10 protein-coding genes and 1 pseudogene are annotated in these 20143 nt (G+C 39.3%); all 11 read left to right on the top strand.

Features of this window, described 5'->3' with window-relative positions; translation table 11 throughout:
- Window positions 1-53: 53 nt before the first annotated feature.
- The 11 genes and pseudogenes from DCE79_RS03050 to DCE79_RS03100 all read left to right on the top strand — a co-directional run bounded on the left by DCE79_RS03050 (window position 54) and on the right by DCE79_RS03100 (window position 20138).
- Window positions 54-1349: a murein hydrolase activator EnvC family protein gene (locus tag DCE79_RS03050; protein WP_108714410.1), complete on the top strand. Its 1296-nt coding sequence runs from the start codon at window positions 54-56 to the stop codon at window positions 1347-1349.
- Between the two features lie 116 nt (window positions 1350-1465).
- On the top strand, window positions 1466-2038 hold the full coding sequence (locus DCE79_RS03055) for a peroxiredoxin family protein (protein WP_108711653.1): 573 nt from the start codon (window positions 1466-1468) through the stop codon (window positions 2036-2038).
- Between the two features lie 74 nt (window positions 2039-2112).
- The gene (locus DCE79_RS03060) at window positions 2113-3543 is read left to right on the top strand and encodes a S41 family peptidase (RefSeq protein WP_108711654.1); all 1431 of its coding nucleotides are present in this window, start codon (window positions 2113-2115) and stop codon (window positions 3541-3543) included.
- 160 nt (window positions 3544-3703) lie between these two features.
- Window positions 3704-4873 carry a PDZ domain-containing protein gene (locus tag DCE79_RS03065; protein WP_108711655.1) on the top strand — a complete coding sequence of 390 codons (1170 nt, stop codon included), beginning with the start codon at window positions 3704-3706 and terminating at the stop codon, window positions 4871-4873.
- A gap of 191 nt (window positions 4874-5064) precedes the next feature.
- Window positions 5065-5697: a TVP38/TMEM64 family protein gene (locus DCE79_RS03070; RefSeq protein WP_108711656.1), complete on the top strand. Its 633-nt coding sequence runs from the start codon at window positions 5065-5067 to the stop codon at window positions 5695-5697.
- Between the two features lie 2360 nt (window positions 5698-8057).
- Window positions 8058-11690 (top strand): helicase-exonuclease AddAB subunit AddB, encoded by a 3633-nt coding sequence (addB, locus tag DCE79_RS03075; RefSeq protein ID WP_108711657.1) that lies wholly within the window; start codon window positions 8058-8060, stop codon window positions 11688-11690.
- On the top strand, window positions 11665-13044 hold the full coding sequence (locus tag DCE79_RS03080; RefSeq protein WP_234417320.1) for a UvrD-helicase domain-containing protein: 1380 nt from the start codon (window positions 11665-11667) through the stop codon (window positions 13042-13044). The genes addB and DCE79_RS03080 overlap by 26 nt, the downstream gene beginning before the upstream one ends.
- 589 nt (window positions 13045-13633) lie before the next feature.
- Window positions 13634-15451 (top strand): group II intron reverse transcriptase/maturase, encoded by a 1818-nt coding sequence (gene ltrA / locus DCE79_RS03085; RefSeq protein WP_108711658.1) that lies wholly within the window; start codon window positions 13634-13636, stop codon window positions 15449-15451.
- Between the two features lie 124 nt (window positions 15452-15575).
- Window positions 15576-17918: pseudogene (gene addA, locus DCE79_RS03090) on the top strand (helicase-exonuclease AddAB subunit AddA); the annotation flags it as partial.
- A gap of 11 nt (window positions 17919-17929) precedes the next feature.
- Window positions 17930-19093, top strand: a complete 1164-nt coding sequence (locus DCE79_RS03095; RefSeq protein ID WP_108711659.1) for a DUF418 domain-containing protein — start codon at window positions 17930-17932, stop codon at window positions 19091-19093.
- A 142-nt stretch (window positions 19094-19235) separates the two neighbouring features.
- Complete coding sequence (locus DCE79_RS03100; RefSeq protein ID WP_108711660.1) at window positions 19236-20138, top strand: fumarylacetoacetate hydrolase family protein; 903 nt, start codon at window positions 19236-19238, stop codon at window positions 20136-20138.
- Window positions 20139-20143: the final 5 nt, after the last annotated feature.

Raw genomic sequence — 20143 nt, forward strand, 5'->3', positions numbered from 1 at the left:
ACTAGATATTATACTAGAGACAAAGAAGAATGCGTTTAGGGGGAAAAGAAGTTTTGAAGAAGCTAAATACGCATGTCTATAAAATCATTGCGGCAATACTTGCGCTAACTTTAGTTGTGCAAATGCCAGCTGCCTATGCATCAACTTTAGATGATTTGAAAAAAGAACGCAGTCAACTTGATGCAGAAAAAAAAGCATTAAATGAATCGCTACAACAAAAAAAGACAGAGATTAAATCCAATCAAAGTCGCCAAGAACAAATCATTGAGCAATTAGAACAACTTGGCGTAAAAATTAATGCAAAGAATCAAGAAATTGAAATTGTGTCAATCGATATTGAAATTGCGAATGAAGAAATTACGCAATTAGAAAACGATATTGCTGCACTTAAAAAGAAAATTGAAGAGCGTGATGCGCTGCTACAAGAACGTGCCCGTGCGATTCAAACAGGCGGTACCGTTAGCTATGTTGACGTATTATTAGGCGCAAATAGCTTTGTTGACTTTATCGACCGTTTCTCAGCGGTGAATACGTTAATGGAAGCGGATCGTACAATTATGCGTGAGCAAAAAGAAGATAAAGAAAAATTAGAAGCTCAAAAAATCGAGCTGATTGCTAAAAAAGAAAAGCTTGAAGAGAATAAGGCAGAGCTTGAAAAATTGAAAGCTTCACTAAACCAACAAAAGCAAGAAAAAAACAAATTGGTGGATGAGTTAGAGGCAGAAGAAGCTAAATTACATGCTCAAAAATCACAAATTGAAGAGCATTATCATGATAAAGTGGAGCTAAGTGAAGAGCTAGAGAAAAAATTCCTTGCTGAACAACGTCGACTTTTAGAAGTGGCACGTAAAAAGGCGCTAGAAGAGGCGGCTGCGAAAAAGAAAAGGGCAAAAGCAAGCAGTTCTGCAGGCTCAGGTAAATTACCAACAGTCGCAGCAGGTACTTGGACAAGACCAGCAGCAGGACGCTTTTCATCAGGCTTCGGTGGTCGTGATATTGGACCAATCGGAAGTAAATATCACTTAGGTGTGGATATTGCCAATTCCATTGGTACACCAGTCGTTGCATCAGCAGATGGCGTTGTATCTTATGTAGGTTCGATGAATGGTTACGGGAATGTCGTGATGGTGACACACTCGATTGAAGGACAAGCATTCACTACCGTATATGGTCACTTAAGTGGCTTTAATACAAGTGTTGGTACGCATGTTACAAAAGGTCAGCAAATTGCACGAATGGGGAACACAGGGAACTCAACTGGTCCTCACGTACACTTTGAAATTCATGTAGGTGAATGGAACGGGAAACGTACGAATGCCGTAAACCCATTACGCTACATTTCACTTTAAGATAGGATAAGAAAGGCGAAACTCGGATATTTTTCGAGTTTTGCCTTTTTTAATGTGAATATTTCCCTAAAAGGTGTGATATGGTACTACTAGAGAAATACGTGAGGTGTGAAAATATGAAAAAAAATATTGGAATCATCATCGTTTTAGCACTCGTCGTTACGATGTTAGGCACATATATCAAAAAAGAAATTGATCGTAGCAATGCGATTAACGAACATGCAAAGGGCTATGAAGTAGCGCTAGGTGAACAAGTAGGTCTAGAAAAGGATCAGCTCGCACCAGATTTTACGCTCTTTAATTTACAAGGTGAAGAAGTGACCTTATCGGATTTACAGGGGAAACGCGTTGTGCTTAATTTCTGGGCAACCTGGTGTCCGCCATGTGAAGCGGAAATGCCACATATGCAAAAATATTATGATAAATACAGTGAAGAAGATAATGTCGAAATTATTGGTGTCAATTTAACCTATTCAAAAGAAAAATTAGAGCGTGTGGAACAATTTGTACAAAACTATAATATTAAATTCCCTGTTTTATTAGAGATGGATGAATCCGTGGCAAGTCAGTATGAAATTTTAACGATTCCTTCCACATTTATGATTGATACAGAAGGAAGGATTCAAAAGAAAATTTTGGGTCCACTTGATTTAGATGCGTTGCGAAATAATGTGAAACAATTAAACTAATAGAAATTAGATTCGGCTTGGAAGTATGAAATTCTGCGAGCGTTCATAAATTACATTGAACGGGAGGGAAGTTTGTGCGGAAAAGTCGAATTTTTTTATTCGTCATAGTAGTATGTGTCGTTTTTTTAGGGACATGTTTGTTATTTGTGAAGCAACCAAATTCTAGTGATGAGCAAGAAGAAGAATTTCAGGTGATTAATGAACTGCACGATCTAATTGCAAAAGAATCGGTGTATGATGTTTCTTCAGATAAGTTAGTTGAAGGGGCCTTAAAAGGGATGGCCGATGCGATTAATGATCCGTACAGTACCTATTATACGGAGCAAGAAGCAGCGTTACATAAGCAAACATTGGCAAGTGAGCGAATTGGCATTGGCCTTGAGCTATCAGTATCAAATGGGAAGTTTATCGTTGTGGCACCTGTAAAAGCGTCGCCAGCAGATAAGGCAGGCATACGACCATTAGATGAGCTCATCCAAATCAATGATACGCGTTTAGATGGTAAATCAATGGGGGATGTCATGAAGATGATGCAGGGAAATGAAGGCGAAAAAATATCACTTGTGCTGTACCGACCAAACTTGGAACGACATGTAAAAGTCGTTGTGAAAAGAGAACGCTTGAAAAATGAGACGGTACAATCAGAAGTAATCGAAGTGGAAGGCACGAAAATTGGTCATATTACGGTGTCGCTATTTGGTGAAGAGACCGCTTTGGAATGGCAAAAGGCATTAGACAAAGTGATTGAACAGGAAGGAGAGGCGCTGATTATAGATTTGCGTAACAATCCTGGAGGCTATTTACACAGTGTCGCCCAAATGCTTAGTTTTTTTGAACAGACGGAAAAAGTATTCGCTCATATGCAAAATCATGACGGCGCAACAGAAAGCCTAAAAACAAAGAAAGTTGAAGAAATGAAACCATACGCTGAAAAACTAAAGAATATCCCGATTACTATTCTTCAAAATGAAGGAAGTGCTTCTGCAAGTGAAGTATTTGCTGGTGCACTGCAGGAGTGGAAACGCGCGGTTGTAATTGGTGTGACAAGTTTCGGAAAAGGAACAGTGCAACAAAGTTGGGCGCTACAAAATGGAGGAGAATTAAAATTATCGACGAATAAATGGTTAACCCCATCAAAACAGTGGATTCATCATGTGGGGATTGAACCAGATGTAGAAGTAGTACAGCATCCCCTATACGGAATTGAGACCAAATTGCTGAAAGGACGATTTGAAGCGGGTGAATATAGCGAGGAGGTCGCCTATAGTCAATTAGTGTTAAGTGAGCTTGGCTATGGAATTACGAGAACGGACGGTTTTTTTGATATGGACACAGCGGAGGAAGTGTCGAAGTTCCGTAAGCAAAATGATTTGGAGGAAGGGCGGCATATCGACGAGCTATTTTTCACGGAACTCTCGTCACAGGTGCAAAAATTTAAGGCCTCTCCACTAAATGATATGCAGTTGCAAATGGCGATCAGCTATGTGATGCATCAGTTACAATAATTGCAAAAATAAGCTATATTTCGCATACAAGTACAAATTGCACTACGCATCAACTAGAGGATTTGATACAATAAAGTGAAACTTCAATTTGTGAAGGTTAAAGAGGACTTTCACTACTGAAAAGGCAAGTTGACGTGAGGAATGAACGGTAGGTGAGAGCATGGATGGAACAATTATTATTGAAATTTTAAAAAGTATTGGTCGATTATTTATGAATCCGTTAGTATATGTTGCAATACTTTCAGCTGTCTTTTTAGGGTATCGACGTGTGAAGCGAGAACGTCACTTCTTTAATCATCGTATTTTAAATGGCTGGTCTGAAACGAAAAATATGCTCATTATGGGATTCGTGCTATCATTGATTATTTCATTATTTAGCCTAGTTGTCGGATTAACGGTAACCGTTGAATTACTAACCGTTATTTTGATCGTGTCACTAATTGGTTTACTGCTATATACGTATCATCTCCTGTCTCCTGTCATTATAATGGCAATTGCATTTGCGGTCGTTGTGTGGATGGACTGGAAAGATTGGTCGTATGAAATTTGGGGCTTTGAATTTGTCGGTTCCAATGTTTCGGATGGTTTGGTGAGAACAGCGCCTGTTTTAGCGGGGCTATTATTAATGGCAGAAGGAATTTTAATTCGCCGCTACGGTGCGAAATTTGCTTCGCCCGTTGTAGAAACAACGAAGCGTGGCTTAAACGGTATTGCTTATTACAGTAAACAACTTTGGATTTTACCCGTATTTATGATTATTCCTGGGGATGGCATTAGTGCCTATTTACCTTATTGGCCACAGTTTACATTAGGTTCGGAACAATTTTCGTTAATCGTATTCCCATTTGTCATTGGGTTCCAACAAATGGTGCGTCGTAAATTGCCGATAGATGTGTATCCGAAGCTAGGACGTAACATTATTTTTGTTGGGGAGCTTGTGCTATTTGTCGGTTTAGCAGCGTACTTTATGCCTGTATTAGGGGCAGCAGCACTTGCATTGGGCGCGATTTCTCGAACAATTATTGGTATCTATTATAAGCGTACTGAGGACCGAGACCATTATGTTGTGATGCGCAGTGAAAAAGGGATCATGATTGCAGGTGTCTTACCAGGTTCACCCGCAGAAAAAATGGGCTTAATCCCAGGCGAAGTCATTCAAAAAATTAATGGGCAAACCATTTTCACAGAGGACGAAATGTATGAAGCCTTGCAAGTTAATGCAGCACATTGTCGTATTGAAGTGCTTGATCATAATGGGGAACTGCGTTTAACACAGCATGTTGTCCATCGTGATGACAATTATAAAATTGGGTTACTCATAGTTAAATAGAGTATTGATAAGAATCTCGTGAAAGCGGGGTTCTTTTTTTGGGGAATGTTGATGGAACGTCACGATTTAACCAATCGTCTATATGGGTAGTATGGTACTATAAAGTAAAACTTCAATCATAGAGTCTTGTACTGCTTATTGAAGTTATATGATTAATTAGATGAATGGTTTTGTCGTTAGGAGTGAGTGCAATGTTAGATTGGATGACGTTTGATAATGTAGAAGTAATTATTGAAAAATATAAACTACTAGGGCCGTTTTTTAGCGTCTTTTTAACATTTATTGAATCATTTGTTCCGGTATTGCCATTGTTTGTTATCGTCATTGCCAATGCAGGAGCATACGGATTATTTTGGGGATTCATTTTATCTTGGTTGGCAACAGCTGCAGGTTCCTATGCATTTTTCATAATGATTCGCAAATTTGGGCAGTACAAATTGTTTAAGAAATTTAAAAATTTAAAGCAAGTAAAACGGCTAATTCAGTGGGTCGATATTCGGGGATTCACACCGTTATTCGTCCTTCTTTGTTTACCATTTACCCCAGTCGTTGTCGTGAATACGGTTGCGGGGCTATCGCATATTAAAAAGAAATATTATTTTTTAACATTACTCATTTCAAAGCCCGTGATGATTTTTTTAATTAGCTATTTAGGCAGTGATCTACGTGCGATTTTAACGTCGCCGATGAAAATAATTACTGTAACTCTTATTATTGTCGTTATTTGGGGCGTCGGAAAATTAATTGAACGTAATTTAAATAAACGCGTTGAACGTGATTTACGGAATGTGCAAGCACAGAGAAAAATGAAGGATATCCATTAAATGCGAGAAATTTCTCGCATTTTTTTTGTTTTTAAGGAGATTCACAACTCATCTTGACTCTCATAAAGGGAATCTATTGAATATATTGGGCTATTAGGGATTCTATTAAAGTGTGTCGGGTTTTGGCGGGCGCAGCACATGAGCAGCACAGCTTTGTTGCACAAATCTGTACAACTCATCTTTGTGCTACATGTAAGGCCCGCCAAATCATAGCATAATCCATTCTACTTTTACATGTATTCAGGGGCGGCGCTGTTGACGAGCAAAGGCGCCGTTTTTCTTTGAAGCGAGTCCGTTAAATTTTGTGAGTTGAAGGGATTGTCAGAGCTAGTTATCTTCTAATAGAGATGTTATGAAAGTGTATCGTGTATTGGCAGGCTGGGCGCCCAGAGTCGCAAAGATATGTTGCACATATCTGTACGACTCTTCTTTGCACCTTGTGCTAGGCCAGCCAAATCAAAGTGTAATCCATTATGCCTTTGCATGAATTCGGGGGCGGCGCTGTTGACGAGCAAAGGCGCCGTTATTCTTTAAAGTGAGTCCTTTGAATTTTGTGAGTAGAAGGGATTGTCAGAGCTAGTTATTTTCTAATAAAAATGTTATGAAAGTGTATCGTGTTATGGCAGGCTGGGCGCCCAGAGTCGCAAAGATATGTTGCACATATCTGTACGACTCTTCTTTGCGCCTTGTGCTAGGCCTGCCAAATCAAAGTGTAATCCATTATGCCTTTGCATGTATTCGGGTGCGGCGCTATTGACGAGCAAAGGCGCCGTTTACTTTTAAAGCGAGTCCGTTGAATTTAGTGGGTTGAAGGGACTGTCAGAGCTAGTCATCTTCTAATAAAGATGTTATGAAAGTGTATCGAGTATTGGCAGGCTGGGCGCCCAGAGTCGCAAAGATATGTTGCACATATCTGTACGACTCTTCTTTGCGCCTTGGGCTAGGCCTGCCAAATCAAAGTATTATCCATTATGCCTTTGCGTGAATTCAGGGGCGGCGCTGTTGGCGAGCAAAGGCGCCGTTTACTTTTAAAGCGAGTCCGTTGAATTTTGTGGGTTAAAGGGATTGTCAGAGCTAGTCAAATTCAAATAAATATTCTATTAAGGTGTTTCGTATTTTGTCAGGCTACCGTATATCAGCAGCAGGGTCACGTGGTACGTATCCCTACTACTGATACTGTTGCGGTATGCTAGGCCTGCCACAGATTCTCTTTTTGTAAAGGGATGAATATATGGATAGGGTTCAATAGTTGTCAATGCCTTCATATTCTATAATGGCAGGATTGCCTTTTCTACTAAAAATCTAGATAAATGAGTTCACAGTATTTAGCTGTTAAATAAATACATTGTGATTTCACTACTTTATAAAAAAGGATTCACCCTATTAGAAGACTGGCGCCTACCACTGTAAGCGCCAGCACGTGAATACAAGCAAAAGGAAAATGGATACACCAAGTATTGGCGGGTCTTTCACGAAGCACAAAGGCGAGTCGTACAGACATGTGCAACATGACTGTGCGGCTTGCGTGCGAAGAACCTGCCAAATGACTATGCCCGAATCACCACTTTAATAAAAGGCAGATTCACTTGAACTGTATCTTTCTCAACTTTATAAGGAAGATTCGATAAATTTAGAAGACTGGCGCCTACCACTGTAAGCGCCAGCACGTGAATACAAGCAAAAGGAAAAGGGATACACCAAGTATTGGCAGGTCTTTCAACTCCTTTTATATAGTCTGTTAAATTGTGACTGTCGCTTCGCTTTCGTCACAAAGATAATGTCACAACAAACGGATTGTGACATTATCTTGACTGTGCGGCTTGCGTGCGAAGAACCCGCCAAATGACTACGCCCGAATAACCACTTTAAAAAGGGCAGATTCACTTGAACTGTATCCTTCTCTACTTTAGAAGGAAGATTCGATAAATTTAGAAGACTGGCGCCTACCACTGTAAGCGCCAGCACGTGAATACAAGCAAAAGGAAAATGGATACACCAAGTATTGGCAGGTCTTTAAACTCTATATAGTCTGTTAAATTGTGACTGTCGCTTTGCTTTCGTCACAAAGATAATGTCACAACAAACGGATTGTGACATTATCTTGGCTGTGCGGCTTGCGTGCGAAGAACCCGCCAAATGACTATGCCCGAATCACCACTTTAATAAAAGGAGGATCCACTTGAACTTATCTTTTTCTACTTTATAAAAGATTCACCCCATAAAAAGACTGGCGCCTTGCGAATCACCTCTGCTAGCACCTCACATGAATACAAAGAAATTTCATAGAATGGTGATCGATGATGCACGAACGTGTATTCTTATATTATAATGAAACTATTAAGGTGAAGAGAGGTGTGGAAATGACATTACGTGTAATTTCAGGACGCGCAGGTACGGGAAAAACGACTTTTATTCATCAAGAAATTGTCGACGATTTAAAGACCAATGCGCTTGGAAATCCCATTTTTATTTTAGTACCTGACCAAATGACGTTTTCAACGGAATATGAATTGACGAATAATTACGGCATTGAAGGCATGATGCGCGCGCAAGTCATGACGTTTAAACGTTTAGCATGGTTTGTCCTGCAAAAAGAGGGTGGTATTGCGCGAGAACGAATTGATGGAACAGGTTACCGCATGCTCTTACGCCGTATTTTGGAAGAACATAAAGACGAGTTTTTACTATTTAAACAAGCAGCTGGCAAACGAGGCTTTACGAAGGAAGTCGAGCAAATTTTAAAAGAGTTTAGTCAGTACAATATTAATTTACAATCGATTGAAGTCATGATCGATGCATTGCAGCAAAACGGTGCGAGTGAAGTGTTGCTACATAAAATGCATGATTTACAAATCATTTTACAGCAACTTGACGAACGGATTGGCGCAGAGTTTATCGACGGCGATGGGTACTTCCCGATGCTAATCGAGCGCATGCCACAAATGGAAAGTTTGCGTGATACCGATGTGTATTTGGACGGTTTTGTATCGTTTAATGGACAAGAATTTGCGATTTTAAAAGAACTACTCATTTATGCTAAGCGCGTGACATTAGTGCTACCAATGGATGATCCAACCGTTGATAAACTGGAAGGCTCAGTATTTTATCGCGCGGCCATGAGCTATGAAAAATTGCAGCATGAAATTCAAAAGTTACGCTTTGAACGTGGCATTGAGATTGAAGTCGAGCCGCGCATTCACTTGCAAACAAATTATCGTTCGATGCACAGTGATTTACTGCATGTAGAACAGAGTTTTGAAGCACCATTTGTGAAGCCAATCGAATCAGATGGACATTTGCAAATTTTAGAAGGCATGAATCCACGTGCTGAGGTGCAAGGGATTGCCCAGGAAATAAAACGGTTAGTGACAGAAGAAAAGTTACGTTATAAAGACATTGGGATAATGTATCGTCAAGTAGATGTCTATGATGCCATTATTGGGACGACATTTAAGCAATATGAGATTCCCTTTTTCTCAAATGAAAAACGCTCGATGTTGTATCATCCATTCATTGAATTTAGTCGTTCGGTAGTAGAAATCATTACATCAAATTGGAAGTTTGAGCCGGTATTTAGAAGTGTGAAAACGGACTTTTATTTCCCTTACAATGCGAATTTAGCCGTGATGCGTGATCGCGCGGATGTGTTAGAGAATTTTGTTATCGCTAAAGGGATTGTACATGATCGCTGGTTTAATGATGATGTTTGGCATTATCGCCGTTTTAAATCGTTAGAAAAGATTAATTCTGTGCAAACGGAAGATGAGCTGGAATATGAAAAGCTATTGGCGTCGGTTCGTGATTTAATTCGAGAGCCTGTTGGGGCATTACAAAAGCGCTTAAAGGGTTCTCACATTACAGGACGTCAAATTGTTGTCGCACTGTATGAATTTATGGAGCAGCTGGACGTCTACAAAAAGCTTGTGAAAATGCAGGAGCAAGAGGAACAGACAAATGCACTTCACCAATCATTTGAGCATGAGCAAGCTTGGAATGGCTGGGTGCATATTTTAGAACAGTTTGATTTGATGTTTGGTGATAAGGAAATTGCGCTAGAGGATGCGGCGCAAATTTTAGATGAAGGCTTTGAGTCACTGCAATTTTCAAGTGTACCGCCAACATTAGATGAAGTAACCGTGTCGACATTAGAGTTTGCCCGCTTTGATAATAAAAAGGCGATTTTCATTATTGGCGTCAATGACGGGGTGTACCCGATGCGCATGGATTCGGGTGGTTTACTATCTGATGATGAACGTGAAACATTCGAAAAGTCAGATGTGGAGCTAGCACCGGGTGTGAAAAGTCGCTTGCTACAAGAAAGCTTTTTGTTTTACCGTGCGATTTCATCACCGACAGAGTATTTATATGTGACCTATTCGAGTGCAGATGAAGAAAGTAAAGGCAAGCTGCCATCTATTTATGTGAACCGTTTGCATAAAATGTTTGAAATTAAAGGACAAGATGGTGAGATTAAACGAACAGTAACACATAAGCAAATCGTGATGGATCCACTTGATGAGAAAAATGAGGCGTACTTACTCGACTATTTACGTCACCCGCAACCAGCAATCGGCTTTTTAATGACGCAGTTAAAACAAGCGCAATTTGAAAAACGACCGCTACCAGAAGCTTGGAATGCACTAAAAGCATTTTATGAGCGTGAACCCGAGTGGCAGCATGTATTAAATGTCGTAACAAAACCACTTTATCATGTCAATGAAGCAGAGCCATTAACAGAGGAAATGGCAACGGAACTTTACGGCGAAAACTTTTTAGCGAGTGTATCACGCATTGAAAAATTTTATAGCTGCCCGTATTCGCATTTTGCTTCGTATGGCCTGAAATTACAGGAGCGTACCGAGTTTAAGTTAGAATCGTTTGCAATGGGCGATTTATTTCACGAGGCGATTCGCTCGATTTTATCAGAAAAAGAGCAAGTGATTCCGCTGAACAACTATATTGCGTGCTATAAAAAGGCCAATGAGACGATTACGAAATTAGTGGATTATTTCTCATACAGCATTTTAAAAAGTAGTCATCGCTTTGAATATATTAAAACAAAGCTCGTAAAAATCGTGGCGCGTACATTATTCGCGCTGATCAATCAAAGTGATTTATCGAAATTTAAAGCGATTGCACATGAAAAACCATTCGGAAAACGCGATGATAAAAATGCCGAGAAGGATGATCGTAATCCATTAGAAGCATTAAAAATTGATTTAGATGACAACCGTAAAATGTTTGTACGCGGGCAAATTGACCGAATTGATGCGTATAAAGATGCTGAGAACTTATATTTACGTGTCATTGACTATAAATCGAGTGGTCGTAAATTAGATTTCACTGAAGTGTATAACGGAATTTCATTGCAGCTGTTAACGTATTTAGACGTGGCGATGCAAAACGTGCCGATTTTAGCGAAGGAAAGTAAATTCGTACAAGATTTATCGGAGCTTGAAAACATTATTGTACAAGCTGCTGGGATGTTTTATTTACATGTGCATAATCCATTAGTAAGTACGGAGGATTATGAAAAGCTAGAGAAGATCGAAAGCCTGCGCCAGGAAAAATTCAAGCTAAGTGGCTATATGTTAAAAGACGTGGAAGTGGCGCAACTGATGGACACGTCACTGGAGCCAAATAAAGCATCGATTATCGTACCAGCTGCATTTAAAAGCGCGGAGGATCCAGAATTTAATGGTCGTTCATCGAAGGTAATTGAGCCGCAGCAAATGGAAAACTTGCAAGAGTTTGTACATCATAAATTCCGTTCGGCCGGCAATGAAATTTATCGCGGTAATACGGAAATTAAACCGTATAGTCTTGGGAATCAAAAAGCTTGTACGTTTTGTAGTTTTAAGGCGGTTTGTCAATTTGACCAAGCGGAAACAGGCAATAGCTTCAATGAGTTGAAAAAGCAATCTGAGCAAGAAGTATTCGAAAATATAGAAAAGGTGGTGTGCTTACGTGAAGATTCCAACGAAACCGAATGATGTACAGTGGACGGACGTACAATGGAAAGCTATCTATGCGTTTGGCCATGACATTTTAGTATCCGCAGCAGCGGGGTCAGGAAAAACGGCGGTACTTATTGAACGCCTTATCCAGAAAATTTTAGCACCAGAGGAAACACGCATTGATGTCGACGAATTGTTAGTTGTAACCTTCACGAATGCGTCGGCTTCCGAAATGCGTAATCGTATGGCAGAAGCATTAGAAAAGGCGATTTCAAAAGATCCGAACAATAGCTTTTTACGCCGTCAATTAAGCTTATTAAATAAAGCACAAATTTCCACATTACACTCGTTTTGCTTATCTATCTGTCGTGAATATGCGTACACGATTGATTTAGATCCAGGTTTTCGTTTAGCGAGTACCGAGGAAGCCGCACTTTTACAAGATGATGTGTTAATTGATGTGTTAGAAAAAGCATACCGCGGGGATATGGAACATTTATTTACGAAAGAAGAGCTTTACACGTTAGTTGATAGCTTTGCTTCGGATCGTAGTGACCAGGCGATTGAGCTGTTATTGCAGGAAATGTATAAAGTATCGCGTGTACAGCCAAGACCGTATGAATGGCTAGAGACGCTGCCAGAAAAATACGATATAGACCCAGAACGCCCGATTGACGAATTAGCGATTGCTAAAGAAGTGCGCCCGTTTATTATTGCGAGTTTAAAAGAAGCGGTTAATCGACTTGAAAAGGGTTTGCAAATTGTCTCAGTCGTACCAGCTCTTCAAAAAAATAAAGAGCTATTTGAAGGGGAATATTTTGCGACGAAGCAAGTGCTGGATGCGATGGAAAATAGCACGTGGGAAGAAGCCTATCATTTACTACCAGCAATTGAATTTGGTCGCATTAAGGCCGTGACAAAAAAAGATACTGATGATGACCGTAAGTTTTATGCGGTGGTAAAAGATCATCGTGACCAAGCGAAGGAAATGATTAATTCCTTAAAAGAATCCTTTTTTGCACGTCATCCGAAGCTATACGTTCAAGAAATGGCCGCGACAAAACCAATCATTGAAACACTTGTGAAGCTAACAATTGAATATAGTGAAGCGTTTAAAAAGGCGAAGGGTGAGCGCGGTTTACTCGACTTTTCAGATTTAGAGCATTACGCGTTAGAAATTTTAACAGACAAAGAAAGCAACACAAATCCACCCATCCCGTCTGATGTGGCACTGAATTTTAAGGCTCGCTTTAAAGAAGTGCTTGTGGATGAGTATCAAGACGTCAATCGCCTACAAGAGACAATTTTACAGCTAGTAAAAAGTGGGACAGAAGAAAACGGCAATCTATTCATGGTTGGGGACGTAAAGCAATCTATTGTGCGCCCATAAGGGTATTGTATATTTCACCATTTGGCGGTGAATAAACTACAGAAACGGTTTAACTATCAGCCGACTTATCTTGGAGGGAAACCAAAGAGGGAGTGTAGCATGTCGGTTAAAGTCATAAGTTAACCTAAACGGAAAGGTTACGACTGAATGGCGAGATAGAAAAGATTCATATGAGGAAGAAGGCTAAACTGCTTGAAGAATAGTCCGAGTGGGGTCATGCTGGCACCGTCTAGGAAACCGTTTGAAACCTAGAATCTATTCTGTTCAGCGTATTAAATGCTTACGACTGAACATGGACGAGCGCTATAAATGGAGGCGTAAGTCTAGTTTCTAATTCATGAAAGAATAGACACACTTCAAGATTGAAGAAAAGGATGAACGTTCCTTCCGACAATGAATCGAGCCTGTATACAATATACTAAATGGGGATTACCTAATTTGGAACGCCACTAGGCTATGTACAAAGGTACTGAATATCCAATACGGTAACGGAGCTCCCGTAGTAGTCCGAGATAGGGAAAGCCTATTACATGGCGAAGGGGAGCAGCTTATAACGTATAAAACAATAAAGAAAGGAGCGAAATGCTCTATGCAAAGTTCAGAAATTGTCTTATACAATCTATCGAAACAAGCAATGAAAGACGGCTTTGAGTTTGACCGTCTGTACAGACATTTATACAACGAAGATTTTTATAAAAAAGCCTATACAAAGATATATATAAATAAAGGTAGTGCAACAAAAGGTATCGATGATGAAACGGCAGATGGATTTGGTGAAGAAAAAATTCAAGCGATTATTGAATTACTGAAAGATGAAAGTTACCAGCCAAAGCCAGTACGTCGCATTCATATCCCAAAGAAAAACGGAGATACAAGACCGCTTGGTATCCCTACATTTACAGACCGTTTAGTACAAGAAGTATGTCGTATGCTTTTAGAATCAATTTATGAGCCGAATTTTTCAAATCATTCTCATGGTTTTAGAACGAAAAGAAGTTGTCACACAGCATTAATCGAAATTAAGAAAACCTTCACAGGTGTAAATTGGTTTATCGAAGGTGATATAAAAGGATTTTTCGATAATATTAATCATCAAGTGCTAATAAATATTTTGCGTAAACGAATTAAAGATGAAAAGTTTATTCGTCTTATGTGGAAATTCTTAAAAGCAGGATTCGTTGAAGATTGGCGATTCCAGAAGACGCATAGTGGGACTCCACAGGGCGGTATTATTAGCCCACTACTCGCAAATATTTATTTAAATGAATTTGATGAATACGTTGAAAATGAATTGAAACCTTCATTTGATTTAGGTGAACCGAAAAAAGGACGTAAACGAAATATGGAATATCGTAAATACGATATGCGTAATCAGCGTTTATCGAAAAAGATTATTGCGACAGAAGATGAAACATTACGACAACAATTGATTGAAGAATATAAGGCGAATAAGAAAATAATGCTTAATTTAGCGTACTATGAACCAAATACCGATACGTATAAAGCAATGGAATATGTGCGTTATGCAGATGATTTTATTGTCGGTGTAAACGGGAGTAAAGAGGATTGTGAACGCTTAAAACAAGCAATGAAAGACTTTTTGAAAGACCGTTTACAATTAGAGCTATCGGAAGAAAAGACACTCATTACACATAGTACAAAGTTCGCTCGATTTTTAAGCTACGATATTTCAATTAGCCATGATTTAAGTGTGGCAAAAGATAAAAACGGTGTAAAAAAACGTAAATATAGAGGATATGTTCAACTACGAATACCTCAAGGGACAATTGAAAAGGTCATCTTGAAAAATAAGATGGTCAAAGATATTGATGCGAAACAATGGGATATGTTGCATCGGCCAAGACTTGTCGGTCTACCTGATTTAGAAGTCATCGAAATATATAACGCAGAGCTACGTGGACTTTACAACTATTATGCATTAGCAGAAAATGTAAGTCAGAAAATGTGGCAATTGCGTTATGTAATGGAATATAGCTGTTTGAAAACACTTGCGAATAAATACAAATCCACAGTATCAAAAATGAAGGTTAAGTTTAAGCAAGGTAAGTACTGGGGAGTAAAGTATGAAACAAAGCAAGGTGAAAGAGTAGCTTATTTCTATAAAGATGGTTTTGAAAAAAAGAAAGATATTTTACAATCAGAAATGGACCAACTACCAAATTTATATGTATATCAAGGCAGAAATGATTTAGAAAAACGACTTAGTGCAAAACAATGCGAATTATGTGGAGACAACCACCCAGATACAAAGTTCGAAATTCATCATGTAAATAAAATTAAGAACTTAAAAGGTAAGGAATATTGGGAACGGACGATGCTCGCAAAGCAACGAAAAACACTAGTCGTATGTATAAAATGTCATAAAGAAATTCATAAACAACGATAGATTTGTTATAAGTGGAGAGCCGTATACTCTGAGAGGAGTACGTACGGTTCGGGGAGGGGTTCTCCGGAAACCTACTACAGCAATGTAGCAAGGCGCTGGGTTCCTACTCTACTATGCGTTCCGACTAGCTGAACCACGCTTATTCCTTGAGAAATATAAGCGTTTTGAGGAAGAGCCAACGAATACTGGCATGAAAATTGATTTAAATGCGAACTTCCGTAGTCGTTCTGAAGTGCTTGAAGGGACAAACTATGTATTCGAGCAAATTATGGATGAGGAAGTCGGTGAAATCGTTTATGACGAGCAGGCCAAGCTGAAATTTGGTGCAAGCTACGATGAACAGCATGTACCGATTGAACTTGTGTTATTAGAAGGTAATTCTAAGGCACAAGTCGTTCCAGGCGCTGAAGAAGGCACCGAAGAGGAAGAAAGTATTAGCGCGGCACAGCAAGAGGCACGTTATATTATTAAACGAATCCGTGACCTCGTAGAAAATGGTGGACAAGTATATAATCCGAAAACGAAGTCAACACGTTCGATTAGCTACCGCGATATTGTCGTGTTAATGCGCTCACGTTCGTGGTATACGACATTTGCCGAAGAATTTAAACTCGCTGGATTACCGCTTTATGCAGAAACAGATGGCGGGTACTTCGAGTCACTTGAAGTGATGATTATGCTGAATACGTTAAAAGTCATCGACAATCCGTATCAGGACATTCCACTCGCTTCCGTGTTGCGCGCACCGTTTATCGGTCTAACCGAAAATGAACTAGCCGCGATTCGCTTAGTAAATGGGAAGGCGCCATTTTATGATGCGTTGAAACAGTATTACGAACAAGCCAGTGGTGAACTACCGATTCCTACCGAACAGAAGCTACAAAAGTTTTTTGCGTTGCATGAAAAATGGCGTAATTTCTCACGTCACGGCTCACTCGCAGATTTAATTTGGCAAGTGTATTTAGATACGAATTATTTCGAAATGGTTGGGGCAATGGCAAATGGCAAGCAGCGCCAGGCGAACTTACGCGCATTACATGACCGCGCATTAAGTTATGAAAAAACATCGTTCCGCGGCTTATTCCGTTTCCTTCGCTTCATAGACCGTATGCATTCACGCGGGGATGATTTAGGAATCGCCAAATCTATTGGTGAAGCAGATGATGTCGTGACCTTATTGACGATTCATAAATCAAAAGGACTGGAGTACCCGGTCGTATTTGTGGCGGGTATGAGTAGAACATTCAATACAAAAGATTTAGGCAGTCGATACATTTTTGATCAAGAATTTGGGCTAGCGATTAAGTCAGTAAATCCTGATTTAAATATCATTTCCACATCGCTTCCGCATCTTTACGTCAAAGAGAAAAAGCTTGCGAAAATGAAAGCTGAAGAAATGCGCGTTTTATACGTGGCGATGACGCGTGCAAAGGAACGACTCATTTTAGTAGGCTCGATTAAGGATTGGGAAAAGCAAAAAGAAGAATGGGCATTTTATCAAGATATGCAGGAAAAGGTGCTACCAAGTTATGTACGCGCGAAGGCTAATAGCTATTTAAGTTGGGTCGGTCCATCCGTTGCACGACATAGCGACTTTTTCTTTTCAAATTACGGCTATGAAAAACAAGCGGTTACTACCGAAAAATGGTCAGTAAACATCATTCCTAATAATGAATTTTTAGTAGCTTTAGAAGCGCCCCCACTAGAGGAAGAAAAGCTAGAAGAAGTAGTAAATGAAGAGCTTGTTCAGCTATTAACCAATCGTTTTTCTACACGCTATCCATACGAGCAGGCGGTTACGAAAAAATCGAAAACGTCAGTAAGTGAGCTGAAGCGTTTAGAAAGCTTGCAACGTATGGAAGAAGAACAATTGTATAACTTAGAAGCGAAACGTTACGTAAAGGCAAATGTACCAAGCTTTATGTTAAAAGGGAAAAAAGAACGTAAATTATCAGCAACTGAAACGGGTACTGCGGTCCACGCAGTGATGCAGCATCTTCCACAACAAGGCTTTACGACACTAGAAGAAACACAGCATTTTATTCAGTCATTAGTCGACCGTCAATTGCTTCAGCAAATTGAAGCAGATGCGGTATCAGCTGAAAAAGTGTTGGCCTTTTTTACAACAAATGTGGGCCAACGCTTTGTACATGCAAAAGAAATATTACGCGAAGTACCATTTACGCTCAGCTTGAAGGATACAGACGGGGATTCGCAAATTATTCAAGGGGTTATTGACTGCTTGTTTGAAGATGAATTCGGTGAATGGGTGCTACTGGATTACAAAACGGATTATATTGAAGGTTCTATTTTAGAAGATTTTGAGAAAATTAAACAAAAAATGACAAAGTCCTACCAAATTCAATTAAACTATTATCAGCATGCTATTGAATCGATCAAACGTATTCAAGTGAGCGAACGATTATTATATTTATATAGCATTGGACAAGAAGTGAAGATTGATTAGGAGGACTAACAGTGAATTTTAGACCAGTTGGTGTGAATGAACGCATCGCAACGTTAGATATTTTACGTGGCTTTAGCTTACTTGGCATTTTACTTGTGAATATGTTCGGCTTCTATTTACCAATGCCGCATATTGCCGATTTAAGTAGTTGGTTTACAGAGGCCAAAGACATTATTTTGCAACAATACTTAGATATTTATGTGCAAAGTAGTTTTTATCCGTTATTTTCTATGCTGTTCGGGTATGGTTTAGCAATGCAGTTTTTAAAAGCGAAAGCGAATGGCACGAACTTTTATAAATTTGCACCGAAACGTTTAGTTATTTTATTTGTTATTGGGATGCTTCACGCTTTTCTTATTTGGTGGGGCGATATTTTAGCAACATATGCATTTTGTGGCGTGTTTTTAATGGCCTTTTTACGTTTACGTTCAGGTGGGTTATTAACGGTAGCTATTGTATTAAACGGGTTGTATCATTTCTTCTTTATAAGTGTGTACATGCTTGGTGGTTTTTTCAACGAGCCGACAAGTACATTGTCTGTTGATATTACGGCCATTCAAAATGCTGTTACTGCCTATGGTGTAGGGAATTGGATGGATGCCTTCACGCAACGTCTAGATGACTTAGCGATTCAGTTAAGCACGATTATGTGGATTTCTTCACTATTTACAATTTTACCGTATATGTTGGTTGGCGCTGCAATGGCGAAATGGCGTTTAATCGAACGAGCAAAAGAAAAGTTAGTTTTATGGATTGTGTTAGCAGTTGTTGGTCTTGGCGTTGGAATTTATGTGAAAAGCTTACCGATTGCAGGAGCTCAAACATTTGGTAATGACTATTTACAAGTGTATGTAGGGGGACCTATTTTAGCGATTGGTTATATTGCGGTGATTGTGTTATTAACTCAGTTACCGGTAATCGTGAAAATTTTGTCGCCGATTGCCAAGGCAGGACGTATGTCGATGACGCTGTATTTAATGCAATCGATTGTTTGCACGGCACTATTTTATAATTGGGGCTTTGGCTTGTATGGAAAAGTCGATGTCCAAATGGGGATTTACATTGCGCTCGGATTATTTATCGTACAAGTGCTATTTGCGGAGCTATGGTTGTCGAAGTTTAAACAGGGACCACTTGAAGCAGCAATCAAGCGATTAACTTATGGAAAGAACTAGCTAGTAAAAGCCCGATTGTATGAACTAATAATACGTGGAAAAAAAGCATCCACGGATTAAAGTTCATCTTTATCAGAAAAGTAAGGTAATTCTATCGATTATGATGTATTATGTAAAAAAAGCAGAAGGAGCGCTCTACATTATGAAACTGTTATCATTTAAACTAAAAGATCAAATTAAATTTGGACCAAAAGTAAAAAGAGAAGAAGCGGTATGGGATGTTGTTGAAATTCAAAAGCAACTTAATATTTTACCTACCTTTCCTGAAACGATTATTGAAGGTATTACATTAGGTTTTGATTTTGTTGAACAAGTTCGTAAATTAGTAGATGCGGCACAAAAGGCTGAGAATAATGCACAATTTAAATTAGCTTTTACAGATATTGAATGGCTTTCTCCAATTCCACGCACACCGAAAAATATTTTATGTGTTGGAAAAAACTATAATGATCATGCAGTCGAAATGGGTGCTGACAAGGCGCCAGAAAATATTATGATTTTTACAAAGTCACCAACGGCTATTGCTGCCGATGAAACAACGTTACCTGTACATGCAGAACTTACAGATTCACTGGATTATGAAGGTGAATTAGCTGTAGTTATTGGAAAGCGCGGAAAAAATATTCCTAAAGGGATGGCGATTGACTACATTTTTGGCTATACAATTGCTAACGATATTACAGCGCGTGACTTACAGCAAAAGCATAAACAATTCTTCTTAGGTAAGAGTTTAGATGGTAGTTGCCCAATGGGACCATACTTAGTATCAAAAGATGAAATTCCAGATCCGCATGCGTTGTCAATCGTTACAAAAGTAAATGGTGAAGTTCGTCAAAATAGTTCGACGAAAGATATGATGTTCTCGGTGTCTGACATTATCTCGATTATTTCAAACTATGTGACGCTAGAGCCTGGTGACGTAATCTTAACGGGAACACCAGCTGGAGTTGGTAAAGGCATGAATCCTCCGCAATTTTTAAAAGCAGGCGATGAAGTGAAAATTGCAATTGAAGGAATTGGGACTTTAGCGAACCGATTTGCCTAATAGTA

Origin of the sequence: Lysinibacillus sp. 2017 (genome assembly GCF_003073375.1) — a bacterium.
In the GTDB taxonomy this organism is placed as follows: domain Bacteria; phylum Bacillota; class Bacilli; order Bacillales_A; family Planococcaceae; genus Solibacillus.